General features: G+C 68.4%; 16 protein-coding genes. 4 read left to right on the plus strand and 12 right to left on the minus strand.

Features of this window, described 5'->3' with window-relative positions; translation table 11 throughout:
• Positions 1-14: 14 nt before the first annotated feature.
• The 5 genes from ccoO to AC1DYD_RS02975 all read right to left on the minus strand — a co-directional run bounded on the left by ccoO (position 15) and on the right by AC1DYD_RS02975 (position 5,318).
• Complete coding sequence (ccoO, locus tag AC1DYD_RS02955) at positions 15-641, minus strand: cytochrome-c oxidase, cbb3-type subunit II (protein ID WP_478171249.1); 627 nt, start codon at positions 639-641, stop codon at positions 15-17.
• A 9-nt stretch (positions 642-650) separates the two neighbouring features.
• Complete coding sequence (gene ccoN, locus AC1DYD_RS02960) at positions 651-2,090, minus strand: cytochrome-c oxidase, cbb3-type subunit I (protein ID WP_478171250.1); 1,440 nt, start codon at positions 2,088-2,090, stop codon at positions 651-653.
• Positions 2,091-2,157: 67 nt separating this feature from the next.
• Positions 2,158-2,295 carry a cbb3-type cytochrome oxidase assembly protein CcoS gene (gene ccoS / locus AC1DYD_RS02965; protein ID WP_286372281.1) on the minus strand — a complete coding sequence of 46 codons (138 nt, stop codon included), beginning with the start codon at positions 2,293-2,295 and terminating at the stop codon, positions 2,158-2,160.
• Positions 2,295-4,607 carry a heavy metal translocating P-type ATPase gene (locus tag AC1DYD_RS02970; protein ID WP_478171251.1) on the minus strand — a complete coding sequence of 771 codons (2,313 nt, stop codon included), beginning with the start codon at positions 4,605-4,607 and terminating at the stop codon, positions 2,295-2,297. The genes ccoS and AC1DYD_RS02970 overlap by 1 nt, the downstream gene beginning before the upstream one ends.
• Before the next feature lie 54 nt (positions 4,608-4,661).
• The gene (locus AC1DYD_RS02975) at positions 4,662-5,318 is read right to left on the minus strand and encodes an OmpW/AlkL family protein (RefSeq protein WP_478171252.1); all 657 of its coding nucleotides are present in this window, start codon (positions 5,316-5,318) and stop codon (positions 4,662-4,664) included.
• 249 nt (positions 5,319-5,567) lie between these two features.
• On the opposite strand from AC1DYD_RS02975, the gene azu reads away from it, so the two are divergent.
• From azu to AC1DYD_RS02990, 3 genes are all read left to right on the plus strand, one after another.
• Positions 5,568-6,020: an azurin gene (gene azu, locus AC1DYD_RS02980; protein ID WP_478171253.1), complete on the plus strand. Its 453-nt coding sequence runs from the start codon at positions 5,568-5,570 to the stop codon at positions 6,018-6,020.
• Between the two features lie 73 nt (positions 6,021-6,093).
• Positions 6,094-6,585, plus strand: a complete 492-nt coding sequence (gene phaP / locus AC1DYD_RS02985) for a TIGR01841 family phasin (RefSeq protein ID WP_478171254.1) — start codon at positions 6,094-6,096, stop codon at positions 6,583-6,585.
• 117 nt (positions 6,586-6,702) lie between these two features.
• Positions 6,703-6,948, plus strand: coding sequence for a hypothetical protein (locus AC1DYD_RS02990; protein ID WP_478171255.1), 246 nt, complete (start codon positions 6,703-6,705; stop codon positions 6,946-6,948).
• 39 nt (positions 6,949-6,987) lie between these two features.
• Here the strand turns inward: AC1DYD_RS02990 and AC1DYD_RS02995 are convergent, their stop codons facing one another.
• Together AC1DYD_RS02995 and AC1DYD_RS03000 are read right to left on the minus strand one after the other, a co-directional pair.
• On the minus strand, positions 6,988-7,323 hold the full coding sequence (locus AC1DYD_RS02995) for a hypothetical protein (RefSeq protein WP_478171256.1): 336 nt from the start codon (positions 7,321-7,323) through the stop codon (positions 6,988-6,990).
• A gap of 28 nt (positions 7,324-7,351) precedes the next feature.
• On the minus strand, positions 7,352-7,927 hold the full coding sequence (locus tag AC1DYD_RS03000; protein WP_478171257.1) for a cob(I)yrinic acid a,c-diamide adenosyltransferase: 576 nt from the start codon (positions 7,925-7,927) through the stop codon (positions 7,352-7,354).
• Between the two features lie 68 nt (positions 7,928-7,995).
• Between AC1DYD_RS03000 and AC1DYD_RS03005 the strand changes: the two genes are divergently transcribed.
• Positions 7,996-9,420 carry an FAD-binding oxidoreductase gene (locus AC1DYD_RS03005; protein WP_478171258.1) on the plus strand — a complete coding sequence of 475 codons (1,425 nt, stop codon included), beginning with the start codon at positions 7,996-7,998 and terminating at the stop codon, positions 9,418-9,420.
• A 275-nt stretch (positions 9,421-9,695) separates the two neighbouring features.
• On the opposite strand, the gene AC1DYD_RS03010 is transcribed toward AC1DYD_RS03005, so the two are convergent.
• The 5 genes from AC1DYD_RS03010 to AC1DYD_RS03030 form a co-directional block, all read right to left on the minus strand.
• Positions 9,696-10,568: a CsgG/HfaB family protein gene (locus AC1DYD_RS03010; protein WP_478171259.1), complete on the minus strand. Its 873-nt coding sequence runs from the start codon at positions 10,566-10,568 to the stop codon at positions 9,696-9,698.
• A gap of 106 nt (positions 10,569-10,674) precedes the next feature.
• Positions 10,675-11,616, minus strand: a complete 942-nt coding sequence (locus AC1DYD_RS03015; RefSeq protein WP_478171260.1) for a ParB/RepB/Spo0J family partition protein — start codon at positions 11,614-11,616, stop codon at positions 10,675-10,677.
• Positions 11,617-11,621: 5 nt separating this feature from the next.
• Complete coding sequence (locus tag AC1DYD_RS03020; protein WP_478171261.1) at positions 11,622-12,164, minus strand: RBBP9/YdeN family alpha/beta hydrolase; 543 nt, start codon at positions 12,162-12,164, stop codon at positions 11,622-11,624.
• Entirely contained in the window at positions 12,161-13,018 is an 858-nt protein-coding gene (locus AC1DYD_RS03025; protein ID WP_478171262.1) for a ParA family protein, read from the minus strand. The genes AC1DYD_RS03020 and AC1DYD_RS03025 overlap by 4 nt, the downstream gene beginning before the upstream one ends.
• Before the next feature lie 2 nt (positions 13,019-13,020).
• Entirely contained in the window at positions 13,021-13,635 is a 615-nt protein-coding gene (locus AC1DYD_RS03030) for a LysE family transporter (RefSeq protein ID WP_478171263.1), read from the minus strand.
• Position 13,636: the final 1 nt, after the last annotated feature.

The raw sequence follows: 13,636 nt of genomic DNA on the forward strand, positions 1-13,636 counted from the left end.
CGTTGCGCTCCTGCTTACTTGAGTGCGAGACCGAGCGACTGCAGGTACGCGACGATGGCGTCCATCTCGCTCTTGCCCTTGACCTCGGCCGCCGCAGCCGCGATCTGCGCGTCGGTGTAGGGCACCCCGACCCGGCGCAGCGCCGTCATGTGGGCCGCGGACTCGGCGCCGTCGAGCGGCGTCTTCTCGAGCCAGGTGTAGGCCGGCATGTTCGACTCGGGCACCACGTCGCGCGGGTTGTTCAGGTGGATGCGGTGCCATTCGTCGCTGTACTTGCCGCCGACCCGTTGCAGGTCGGGACCGGTGCGCTTGCTGCCCCACTGGAAGGGGTGGTCGTAGACGAATTCGCCGGCCACCGAGTAATGGCCGTAGCGCAGCGTCTCGGCACGGAACGGCCGGATCATCTGCGAGTGGCAGTTGTAGCAGCCCTCGCGCACGTAGATGTCGCGGCCCGCGAGCTGCAGCGGCGTCAGCGGCTGGACGCCGGTGACCGCTTCGGTGGTCGACTTCTGGAAGAACAGCGGCACGATCTCGACCAGGCCGCCGACCGCGATCACCAGCAGGATCAGCACGATCATCAGGAAGTTGTTGGTCTCGATCTTCTGGTGCGAGAAGCCGGCCGGGGGGGTATTCGAACTCATGGTGTGTCCTCAGGCGTGGGCAATGGCGGTCTGCGGAATCGGCGACGGCCTGGAGAAGCCCGAGATCACCGTCATCCAGACGTTCCATGCCATCACCAGCATGCCGCTGAGATACAGGACGCCGCCGAGCACGCGCACCACGTAGTAGGGATAGGTCGCCTTCACGCCTTCGACGAAGGTGTAGGTCAACGTGCCGTCGGTATTGACGGCGCGCCACATCAGGCCCTGCATCACGCCGGCGATCCACATCGCGGCGATGTACAGCACGATGCCGATGGTCGCCATCCAGAAGTGCAGCTCGATCGCCTTCACGCTGAACATCTCGGTGCGGCCGTACATGCGCGGGATCAGGTAGTAGAGCGAGCCCATCGAGATCAGGCCGACCCAGCCGAGCGCGCCGGAGTGCACGTGGCCGACGGTCCAGTCGGTGTAGTGCGAGAGCGCGTTGACGGTCTTGATCGACATCATCGGGCCCTCGAAGGTCGACATGCCGTAGAAGGACAGCGAGACGATCAGGAAGCGCAGGATCGGGTCGGTGCGCAGCTTGTGCCAGGCGCCCGAGAGCGTCATCACGCCGTTGATCATGCCGCCCCAGCTGGGCGCCAGCAGGATCAGCGAGAACACCATGCCGATCGACTGGGTCCAGTCGGGCAGCGCCGTGTAGTGCAGATGGTGCGGGCCGGCCCACATGTAGGTGAAGATCAGCGCCCAGAAGTGCACGATCGAGAGCCGGTACGAGTACACCGGGCGGCCCGCCTGCTTGGGCACGTAGTAGTACATCATCCCGAGGAAGCCGGCGGTGAGGAAGAAGCCGACCGCGTTGTGGCCGTACCACCACTGCACCATCGCGTCCTGCACGCCGGCGTAGGCCGAGTAGCTCTTCATCCAGCCCGCAGGCATCTCCGCGCTGTTGACGATGTGCAGCAGGGCCACCGCGATGATGAAGGCGCCGTAGAACCAGTTGGCCACGTAGATGTGGCGCACCTTGCGGATGCCGATGGTGCCGAAGAAGACGATCGCATAGGCCACCCACACGAGCGCGATCAGGATGTCGATCGGCCACTCGAGCTCGGCGTATTCCTTGCCGCTGGTGTAGCCCAGCGGCAGGCTGATGGCGGCGGCCACGATCACCGCCTGCCAGCCCCAGAACACGAACGAGGCCAGCGCCGGCGCGAACAGCCGGACCTGGCAGGTGCGCTGCACCACGTGGAAGCTGGTGGCCATCAGCGCGCAGCCGCCGAAGGCGAAGATCACCGCGTTGGTGTGCAACGGCCGCAGCCGCCCGTAGCTGAGCCAGGGGATGCCGAAGTTGAGGTCAGGCCAGGCCAGCTGCGAGGCGATGATGACGCCCACCAGCATGCCGACCACGCCCCAGACCACCGACATGAGAGCGAACTGACGCACCACCGTGTCGCTGTAGACGGGCGCGGAAGGAGTTGGAGCATGCATCGCAGAGCCTTCATTTATGAAACGAGCCCAGTGTCCCGGCGCCACGCGCGCGCGCGCTTGATGCAAGTCAATCGTTGCGCAGAATTCGCTCGCCTTCGCCCTCGACGTCGTCGAATTGACCACGGTCCACGGCCCACCAGAGGCCGGCGAGGATGAACAGCACCAGCACCACCGAGAACGGGATCAGCAGGAACAGGATGTCCATCAGGCGGTCTCCGCGCCAAGCGGACGGCCGGCCAGCCGCGCCGCGTTCAGCACCACCATCAGCGAGCTTGCAGCCATGCCGAGTCCCGCGAGCCATGGCGGCAACCAGCCGGCGATCGCGAGCGGCACGCACACCGCGTTGTAGCCGGCCGCCCACCACAGGTTCTGCCGCACCACCTGCAGGGTTCTGCGCGCCTGGGCGATGGCGCCCGGAATGACACCGAGCGAATCGCCGAGGACGACGAAGTCGGCGTTCGCACGCGCCAGCGGCACGGCCCGGCCGAAGGCGAAGGACGCATGCGCATGGGCCAGCACCGGCCCGTCGTTGAGTCCGTCGCCCACCATCGCGACCGCCCGCCCCTCGGCCTGCAGGTCCTTCAATCGGCGCAGCTTGTCCTCGGGCGTGCAACCGCCGAGCGCCTGGGCGATGCCGGCGCGCTGCGCCACCTCGCGCGCCGCGGCACCGCTGTCGCCCGACAGCAGCCGCACCGACTGGCCCTGTGCGTGCAGCGCCGAGACCGCGGCAGCGGCGTCCTCGCGCAGGTCCTCGGCAAGCACGAAGCTCGCCACCCAACCCTCGTCGTCGCAGAGATGGACCTGGGCCGCCTCCACCTGCAGCGGCGCCACGCCGCAGTGCGCGGCGGAGCCCAGGCGCAGGTGGCGCTCGGGGGCACCGGCGCCACGGCTCAGCGCGCCTTCGAGGCCTTCCCCCGCGCGTTCCGCGAGCCGCAGCAGCGTCCAGTCCGGTGCCGTCCGGTGCTGCTCGTGCCAGGCCCGGACCAGCGCCCGCGACGCCGGATGCAGCGACTGCGCCGCCAGCGCGGCCGCCAGTTCGACCGCATCGCCGGGCCGCACGCCCTTGCGGCTGTAGACGCGCTCGAGGCGCGGCGTGTCGCGCGTCAGCGTGCCGGTCTTGTCGAACACCACCGTGTCGACCGCGGCCAGGGCCTCCAGCGCCTGCAGGTTGCGCACCAGCACCCCGCCGCGCGCCAGCGTGCCGGCGCTCGCGAGCATCGCCGCCGGCGTGGCCAGCGACAGCGCACAGGGACAGGTCACGATCAGCACCGCCACGGCGACCATCAGTGCCTTGCCCGGGTCGACCTGCCACCAGAAGGCGGCGGCCGCTGCCGCCGCAGCCAGCACCGCGAGCAGGAAGGGACGGGCGGCACGATCGGCCAGCTTTGCGAGCCGCGGCTTCTGCAGCGAGGCGCTCTCCATCAAGGCGACGATCTGGGCGAAGCGGGTGTCCGGGCCGAGCGCCTCGACCCGCACCTCGACCGTCGCGCCGACGTTGTGGCTGCCCGCCAGCACCCGTGCGCCACACGGACGCGCGACCGGCCGGGACTCGCCCGTGATCAGCGCCTCGTCGGCCGAGGTGTCGCCGGCGACCACGCGGCCATCGGCCGGAAAGGCTTCGCCGGGCAGCACCCGCAGGATGTCGCCGACCGCCAGCCGCCGCACCGCGACGCGCTCGAACGCGCCATCGGCATCGCGCCGCAGCACGCTGTCGGGCAGCCGGTTCATCAAGGCGTCGAGGGCGCCGGCGGTGCGGTCGCGCAGCCGCGCCTCGAGCCAGCGGCCGGTCAGCAGGAAAAAGACGAACATCGTGAGCGAATCGAAATAGAGCTCGCGGCCCAGCGGCCCCTCGGGATCGAAGGTGGCCGAAGTGCTGACGATGAAGGTGATCGCGATGCCGAGCGCCACCGGCAGGTCCATGCCGATGCGACGCTGCCGCAGGTCGCGCCAGGCGCTGCGGAAGAAGGGGCCGCAGGAAAAGATCAGCACCGGCAGCGTCAGCACCCACGAGGCCCAGCGCAGCAGCTGGGCGGCGTCGGGCGTCATGTCGCCGGGCTGCGCGATGTAGGCCGGGTAGGCGTACATCATCACCTGCATCATGCAGAAGCCCGCCACCAGCCAGCGCCAGAGCGCGAGCCGCGACTCGCGCGCCCGCCGCGCGCTCGCCAGCATGTCGGCAGCCGGCACCAGACGGTAGCCCGCCAATTCGGAGGCCGAGAACCAGCGCGAGGGCTTGACGGTCGCCGCCGACCAGACCACACGGGCTCGCCGGCTGGCCGCGTTGACCTCGGCCGAGAGCACGCCCGGCACCTGCCTCAGCGCGGCCTCGACCGTGAACCCACAGGCCGCGCAATGCATGCCCTCGACCACGACCTGCGACTCCCAGCGGGCCGCGGTGGCATCGCCGTCGTCCAGCGCGCGCCCGAAGCCCGGCCATTCGGCCGGATCGTCCAGCACCGACCAGGCCGACTGCGGCGCGGCAGGCAAGGCCGGGGCGCGAGAGAGCACAGCTTCCATGCCCCGAGGCTAGCCGGCGCAGCCGGCGGGAGATTGACGCAAATCAAGGGAGGGTCAGAAACGGTACCCCACGCCGACGCCGAACAACCAGGGGTCGATCTTCACCGTGGAGAGCGTCTGGCCCAGGCGGCTCACGTCGGAGCGCATCTGCACCTTCTTGACGTCGAAGTTCAGGAACACGTTCTTGGCGACCGCGATGTCCACGCCGCCGCCGACGGCGAGGCCGAAGCTGCTGTTTTCGAGGTCGAGGCGGCCCACGGTGGGCACCGCCAGCTTCACCGAGCTGATGCGCGTGTAGTTCAGGCCGGCGCCGACATAGGGACGAATCGTCGCGTCGGGCTGGAAGTGGTATTGCAGCATCAGTGTCGGCGGCAACTGCTTGAAGGTGCCGATGTCGACCGGGCCGCCCAGCGCGCTCTGCTGCACCGTCACCGTCATTTTCTGCGGCACGGTCAGCACCAGTTCGGCGGCGATGTTCGGCGTGAAGAAGTAGGTGATGTCGACTTCGGGAATGGTCTTGTCGTTGACCGTGATCGCATCGGCCGGCACGGCCAGCGAAGGAATCGGATCGGACTTGTTGGCCGTGTCGATGCGCACGGCGCGGGCGCGCACGAGCCAGTTGCCCTGCGCTTCCTGCGCCGCTGCAGGGAGGACGCACAGGGTGCCGAGGGCGGCGCAGATCAGTGCGCGCGTGAGATTGCTGCTAACCATTTCTTTCTGCTTCTCCAGTGATGGCCGACACACGAAAGTCGGCGCTGAAGGCAGTGTCGGCCGCGGCTCGCCGCGGCGTCCTTGATCCAGGGCAACACGACGGTCGCCGCCCAAGCGGGAAGTGCAGGCTCACTGCGACGATGTTGACGCAGGTCATTGAACAGCGGCGAACACCCTCGACAATAAAGTCCGCGTTGCGCAAGGTGCGCGGCTCGCCTGTTTCTGTTTCTTTCCCTGGGGAACCCTTCCATGCTTCATCACCGTCTCACCGCACTCGCCGTGCTGGCCCTCGCCTGCGCTCCCGTCTTCGCCGCCGATTGCGCGGTCGAGATCGAAGGCAACGATGCCATGCAGTTCAACAAAGCCGTGATCGAGGTCAGCCAGAGCTGCAAGGAGTTCACGGTCAAGCTCAAGCACAGCGGCAAGATGCCCAAGCAGGCCATGGGCCACAACTGGGTGCTGGCCAAGACCGCCGATGTCCAGGCGGTCGCCGCCGACGGCATTGCCGCCGGCCTGCCGCAGGACTACGTCAAGGCCGGCGATGCGCGCGTCGTGGCCCATACGAAGATCGTCGGCGGCGGCGAGAGCGCCAGCGTCGGCTTCTCGCCGGCCAAGCTCGCGGCCGGCGACAGCTACACCTACTTCTGCTCCTTCCCCGGCCACTCCGCGCTCATGAAGGGCACGCTCAAGCTCGTCAAGTAGCCGCGGGGCTTTCACGAAACCCCCTTCAGGGCGTATCGTGGCAGCCCACCCTCAAATACTGGAGATAGCGCACATGGCCACCAGCAAGTCGAGCACCACCGCCGCCAAGAAGCCCCGCGCCGGGGGCATCCCCACGCCGGCCGATGTCCAGGATGCCTTCATCAAGCCGCTCAAGGGCATGGCCGAGCGGCTGCAGGACCTGCCGCTGGCCGGAGCCGCCGGCGCCATCGTCGAGAGCGGGCGCAAGGACCTGCAGGCGCTGGTGAAGGCCAACGAGAAGTCCTACCAGGGGCTGCAGGCCGTGGTGCAGCGCCAGACCGAGATGCTCAAGTCCTCGATCGAGGACTGGCAGGGCACCGTGAAGGGGCTGTCGGGCAACGACCCGCGCGAGGGCTTCGCCAAGCTCGACGCCATGGGCAAGGCGGCCTTCAAGCAGGCGCTGGACGACATCCGCGAGTTGTCGGAGATGGCGGCCAAGTCGCAGGCCGACGCCTTCGAGGTCGTGCGGCAGCGGATTCGTGACAACGTCGACGAGGTCAGCAAGCTGCTGCAGCCGCGCAAATAGGGCGCCCCGTTGGGCGGAATGGGTGTTTGTCCTGCGCGATATCGCGAAATAGGTCCGTGACTGATTGCGCAGGAAGCGTACATTGGAGCGATTCCTCAGCGATTGGAACGAAACCGCATGGCATCGAATTCTCAGACGCGCATCTCCGCCAGGGCGGCCGACGAAGCCGCTTCCCGCGAACGACTTCGGCAGGCCCTGCCTGGCACCGTCGGCCACCTGCAGAACCACCAGGCCGACCGCATCGACGACAGCGACATCGACGCCTACGTCCGGCTCAACTGGCTCGAATGGCATGGCGGCGGGCTGCGGCTCACGATCACCGGGCGCAACGTCTGCGCCCAGCTCGCACCTTCCGCGGCCTGAGCCTCGCTGCTTGCGGGCCGAAAGCGGCTCGGCCCCGTGTCAGGGCGCGTTGCCTTGAGGCCCGATGACCGGTGCGGCCGGATGCTGGCTGCCCTTCGGCGTGATCTTGCGGCCCAGGGCCTCGCCCCAGCGGCGCACCGGCGCGCTGGCGCGCTCCGCCGTGTGATCGACGCCGCGCCGGGTCGCATCGGCGCCGTGCGCAATGCCGCGGCCGGCGGCATCGGCTCCACGCCCGATGCCGCTCAGCACCTTGCTGTCTTTCACTTGCGCCTTGTTGTCCGCGCCCTGTGCCGAGAACGGCAGCACCGCGAGGGCGCCCATCAAGGCGCAGGCCGCGCCAGCGAGGCGGGCGCGGGGGGATTGGATCAAGGACATTCGTTGGCTCTCCTTCGCGGTTTCGGGTTCAGTCCTGGCGCTCGGCGGCGGCCCGGGCCATGCGCTCGCTCTTCCAGTAGACATCGTCGCCGCCGTCGACCCGGTTGAGCACCCGCGCCAGCACGAACAGCAAGTCGCTCAGGCGGTTGAGATAGTGCCGCAGCGCGGCGTTGATCTCCGCCTGCGCGCCCAGCGCCACCACCGCGCGCTCGGCGCGCCGCGCCACCGTGCGGCAGACATGGGCCTGCGCAGCGGCACGGGTGCCCGCGGGCAGGATGAATTCGGCCAGCCGCGGCAGGGCTGCGTTGTGCTCGGCCAGCGCATGGTCGAGCTGCAGCACCGCCTCGGCCTTGAGCAGGGTGTAGCCTGGCATCGAGAGCTCGCCGCCCAGGTTGAAGAGCTGGTGCTGCACGTCGACCAGCAGCTCGCGCACGGCGGCCGGCATCGGCTCGCAGAGCAGCACGCCGATCTGCGAGTTGAGTTCGTCGACGTCGCCCATCGCCTGCACGCGCAGGTGGTCCTTGGGGACGCGGGTGTTGTCGCCGAGGCCGGTGCTGCCGTCGTCGCCGGTGCGCGTTGCGATCTGTGTCAGGCGGTTGCCCATGATGTCTCTCTGGTGCGGGTTGAGGATGCGGTTCGTAGAATGTTAGACCCTTCAGGAGACCGCGCCCCATGAACGCCCCCACCGCCCCCTCCCATCTCACGCCCGAGATCGCGCTGCGCGCGGTGCCGGAGGCACTGATCGCGTCCCTGAAGGCCCGCTTCGGCGAGCGCTGCTCGACCGCACTGGCCGTGCGCACGCAGCACGGCCGCGACGAATCCTCCTTCGACGCGCCGCCGCCTTCGGCCGTGGTCTTCGCCGAGAGCACGCAGGACGTGGCCGATGCGGTGAAGCTCGCCGGCGCGTACAGCGTGCCGGTGATCCCCTTCGGCGTCGGCTCCTCGCTCGAAGGCCACCTGCTGGCGGTGCAGGGCGGCATCAGCATCGACGTCAGCCGCATGAACCGCGTGCTCTCGATCAACGCCGACGACCTCACGGTGACGGTGCAGCCCGGCGTCACGCGCAAGCAGCTCAACGAGGAGATCAAGAGCACCGGCCTGTTCTTCCCGATCGACCCGGGCGCCGACGCCTCGATCGGCGGCATGGCGGCCACGCGCGCCAGCGGCACCAACGCCGTTCGCTACGGCACCATGCGCGAGAACGTGCTGGCGCTCGAGGTGGTGACGGCCGACGGCGAAGCGATCCGCACCGGCACCCGGGCCAAGAAGTCCTCGGCCGGCTACGACCTGACCCGGCTCATGGTCGGCAGCGAGGGCACGCTGGGCGTGATCACCGAAGTCACGCTGCGGATCTATCCGCTGCCCGAGGCGGTGTCGGCCGCGATCTGCTCGTTCCCGAGCATCGAGGCCGCGGTGCGCACGACGATCGAGATCATCCAGCTCGGCGTGCCGATCGCGCGCGTCGAGCTGATCGACGTCAACACGGTGCGCATGGTCAACGCCTACGCCAAGCTGGGCCTGCGCGAGGAGCCCATGCTGCTGATGGAGTTCCACGGGTCGCCGGCCGGCGTCAAGGAGCAGGCCGAGACGGTGCAGGAACTGGCCAGCGGCCACGGCGGCAAGGCCTTCGAATGGGCCAGCACGCCGGAGGAGCGCACCCGCCTCTGGACCGCGCGGCACAACAGCTACTTCGCGGCCGTGCAGTCTCGCCCGGGCTGCCGCGTGATCTCCACCGACACCTGTGTGCCGATCTCGCGGCTGGCCGACTGCCTGCTCGAATCGGTGGCCGAGGCCGATGCCAGCGGCATCCCCTACTTCCTGGTCGGCCACGTGGGCGACGGCAACTTCCACTTCGGCTATCTGCTCGACCCCAACATTCCGGAAGAGCGCGTGACCGCCGAGCAGCTGAACCACGCGCTGGTGTCGCGCGCCCTGGCACTCGAAGGCACCTGCACCGGCGAGCACGGCGTCGGCCTGCACAAGATGGGCTTCCTGGTGACCGAGGCCGGCACCGGCGCGGTCGAGATGATGCGCACCATCAAGCGCGCGCTCGACCCCAAGAACATCATGAATCCGGGCAAGATATTCACGGTGTGACTCGCCCCCAGGTTGGGCGCACTTCGTGTCGCCCGCCCACCCCCTACCGGGGGCAACACCAGCGGCCCGGCGAAGCCGGTTCCGCGGTGTCTCACCAACGGGCCTGGCTGCGCCGGCCGGGGAAGGAAAAGCCGGCGCCGTGCTCGTTTTTCGGCCGCGCGTAGCGCGCCCGTTCGTGGGCAGTCGCGGAACCGGCTTCGCCGGGCCGCTGACTGCGCCCCCGGTAGGGGGTGGGCGCCCGGACACGAAGTGCCGGGCAACCTGGGGGCGAGCTACTACTTCTTTTTCGGTGCGGAGGTCTGCGACGGCGGGGCGGCGCCATCGACGCCCAGGCGGCCGCCGCCGCCGAGGCCCTGGCCCTTCACCGTTTGCGCCTTGTAGTTGCGCAGCGAGATCACCATCTGGTTGAAGGCATCCATGAAGGCGGCGCTGATCACCTTGCCCTGGGCCGTGTTGGTGTAGCCGCCCAGTGCGGCCCCGCCGCTGCCGCCGAAGACCGAGCCGAAGGCGCCGAAATCGGTCTTCGAGGCGCTGCCCTCCGAGGCCGCGACCTGCACCCCGGACCGGTTGTCGATCAGGGTCAACAACGCGCTCGCCTCCTTCGTCTGCATGTTGCCGCCGACCGCCGACAGCACGCCGCTGTAGCGGCCGCCGACCAGCCCACCGAGCGCACCGCCGACACCGCCGGCGTTCTGGTTGCTGAAGACGATCTCGGGCGACATGCCGTAGTCGGAGGCGACCATCTGGCCGGCGCCGAAGTTGCTGCCCTGGCGCATCTCGCCCGACTGCGACAACTGGCGCTCGCGCGACATGGCGTTCATCCCCGCCGCGCCGCGTTCGACCACCACGAAGCAGTTCGATTGCTGGATCAACAGCCGCAGCAAGTTGGCGGTCGGTGGCAGCTTGTATTCATTGCGCAGGATCGTGTACCAACCCGCCGACTGGTTCTCGATCAGGGACACCGTGCCCAGCGGAGAGTCGCACTTCTCGAGTGCGCCGCTGGTGTTGGCGCTGGCACTGCCGGCAGCGCTGCCGGTGGCCACGGTCTTGGCGCTCTGGCTGCCCATCTGCATATCGGTGGTTTCGCAGCCGCTGATCAGCACCGCGCCCGCGGCCATGGCGGCCAGAGGCCAACTGAGGTGTGCCATATGATTTCCCTCTTAGAACTTTTACATTAAAAGTTGTAGCGGGAGCATAGGGCCGGTAACTGGTTGAATCAATTCAACCAGAAGCATGGGCCGCGGGCGGCGTGGCCTAGGCCGTTTGGCGGATCCGATCGATCAGCCCGTTGAGCGCATCGAGCGATCCGAAGTGGATCGCGAGCTCGCCGCGCTCCTCCACCTTCCCGCCGCGCCGGGTGCGCTTCTTGATGCGGACTTCGACCTCGGCCGCCAGCAGGTCGGCGAGCTCTTCCTCGACGCGCAGCAGGTCGCGCGACTTCTCGGCGTTGCCGCGCCGCGGCGACGGCGTGAGGCTGAACTCGGCCGCCAGCTTCTTGACCAGGGCCTCGGCCTCGCGGACCGACATCTTCTTGGCCGCGATCTGGTTGGCCGCGGTGATCTGCGTGCCCTTGTCGAGCGACAGCAGCGCGCGGGCGTGGCCCATGTCGATGTCGCCGGCCATCAGCATGGCTTGGGCGGGTTCGGCCAGGTTCAACAGGCGCAGCAGGTTGCTGGCGGCGCTGCGGGAGCGTCCCACGGCCTGGGCCGCAGATTCGTGAGTAAGCCCAAACTCTTGCACCAGTCTTTGCAGGCCATGGGCTTCTTCGAGCGGATTGAGGTCCTCGCGCTGGATGTTCTCGATCAGGGACATGGCCGCGGCGGCCTCGTCGGGCACGTCGCGCACCAGCACCGGCACGCTGTCGAGGCCGGCCAGGCCGGCCGCGCGGAAGCGGCGCTCGCCCGCGATGATCTCGAATTCGGCCTTCTTCTCGCGCGCCGCATCGGCATCCAGCCGGCGCACCAGGATCGGCTGCATGATGCCCTGCGCCTTGATGCTCTCGGCCAGCTCGTAAAGCGCACCCTCGTCCATCCGCGTACGCGGCTGGTAGATGCCCGGCACCATCTGGTCGAGCAGGAGCGTGGTCGGGTTCGGCCACGCCGAGTCGTCGTTGACCGCGTTGTCCGCGCCATTGAAGGTCGGGCCCAGCAGGGCCTCGAGGCCGCGGCCGAGGCCCTTGGGTTTTTTGGTCGCCATGGAGGTCATTCGTCTTTCAGTAGGTCGTTCAGCAGTTCGCGGCCTTCGGGCCAGCCGCCCAGGCCGGATTCGCTGTTGATGTGTCCGCGGGCACCGGCATCGATGAAGCGTGCCCCCCAATCAGCCGCCATCTGGCGGGAACGCCCGGCCTCGCAGTACGGGTCGTCCTGGGCGGCAATCATCAGCGCCGGGAATGGCAGCGGGCGGCGCACGATCGGCGCCCAACCCGGGATCATCTGCCGAAGGTCGTCGCGCTCGACGTCGCCGGGCGCCACCAGCAGCGCCGCCCGCACCCGGTGCGTGTGACCGGAGTGGGCGGCCCAGGCCGCCACCAGGATGCACCCGAGGCTGTGCGCCGCGAGTGCGACCGGGCCTGGCGCCGCCAGGATTTCTTCCTCGAGCCGGGCGCACCAGTCGCCCCGCAGCGGCCGCATCCAGTCGTGCTGGTCGACCCGATGATCGCCGTGGGCCGCCTCCCAGCGGCTTTGCCAGTGGTCTGGGTCGCTGTTCTGCCAACCGGGCAGCAGCAGGATCTTTGGCGCGCTCAAAGGCCGTCCGGCATCTGAACCGCCACGGGCGGAGCGTCCATCGGGGCCGGCACCGGCGGTGCGGCCGCCTCGGACGCCAGTGCGCTGGCCGGGGGCATCTTTTCGACCAGTTCTTGCGCGAAGGCGACAAACGCCAGGCTGCCCTTGGCCAGCGGGTCGAACACCACGCCCGGCAGTCCGTAGCTCGGTGCTTCGGCCAACCGCACGTTGCGCGGGATCACGGTGTCGAACACCTTGTCGCCAAAATGGGCCTTGAGCTGCTCGCTCACCTGCTGCTGCAGCGTAATGCGGGGGTCGAACATCACGCGCAGCAAGCCGATGATCTGCAGGTTCTTGTTGAGGTTGGCGTGCACCTGCTTGATGGTGTTGACCAGGTCGGTGAGGCCTTCGAGTGCAAAGTACTCGCACTGCATCGGGACGATCACACCGTGGGCAGCGCACAGGCCATTGAGGGTGAGCAGGCTCAGACTGGGCGGGCAATCGATCAGGATGAAGTCGTACTCGGCACCGACCGCAGCCAGGGCCGTGCGCAGGCGCTTCTCGCGCCGGTCGAGCGCCACCATCTCGACCTCGGCGCCGGCCAGTTCGCGATTGGCACCCAGGATGTCGTAGCCGCATTTTTCGGAGTTGACACGCGCTTCCGCCACGGACGCCGACTCGAGAAGGACGTCGTACACCGTGGTTTCCAGCTGGCGCTTGTCGACGCCCGAGCCCATGGTGGCATTGCCCTGCGGATCGAGGTCGATCATCAGGACCCGCTGGCCGACCTTGGCCAGGCCGGCCGCCAGGTTCACGGTGGTCGTGGTCTTGCCGACGCCGCCCTTCTGGTTCGCGATGCAAAAAATCTTGGCCATGTTTATCTGGAAATGGCCAGCTTGAAGCCGAAGGCGATCAGGAAGACGCCGGCCAGCTTGCCCAGCGCACCGGAGATTCGTGGATTGGCACGAAGCCGCTCCGCGAGAAAGTAGGTCAGAAGCGTCACGATCAGCCCGTACAAGAAGGTCAGGAAAGCAATCGTGGCGGCCATGGCGCCGAAGGTCGCGAGGCCCTGGTGGCGGGTGGGATCGATGAACAACGGGAAGAAGGCCATGTAGAACACGATGGCCTTCGGGTTCAACAGCGTGATCGTGACGGCTTGCTGGAAGTACTGTCGGGGCCGGATATTCAGGATGGGCGCCGCGCCGGGCTTGGCCCGGATCATCTTGTAGCCGAGCCAGGCCAGGTAGGCGGCACCCAGCCATTGCACCGCGCTGAAGGCGGCCGGGTAGGCGGCCAGCATGGCGGCGACGCCGGCCACGGCGGCCCACATCAGCACCTGGTCGCCGGCAATCACACCGAAGGTGGCGGCCAGTCCGCCGCGAACCCCGCCTTTGCCGGTCGAGGTGATCAGTGCGAGGTTGCCAGGCCCGGGAATCGCAAGAAAAAGAATGATGGCCGCGACGAATGCGCCGTAGTCAGCGATGCCGAACATG

Source organism: Variovorax sp. P4_B11, assembly GCF_056402355.1.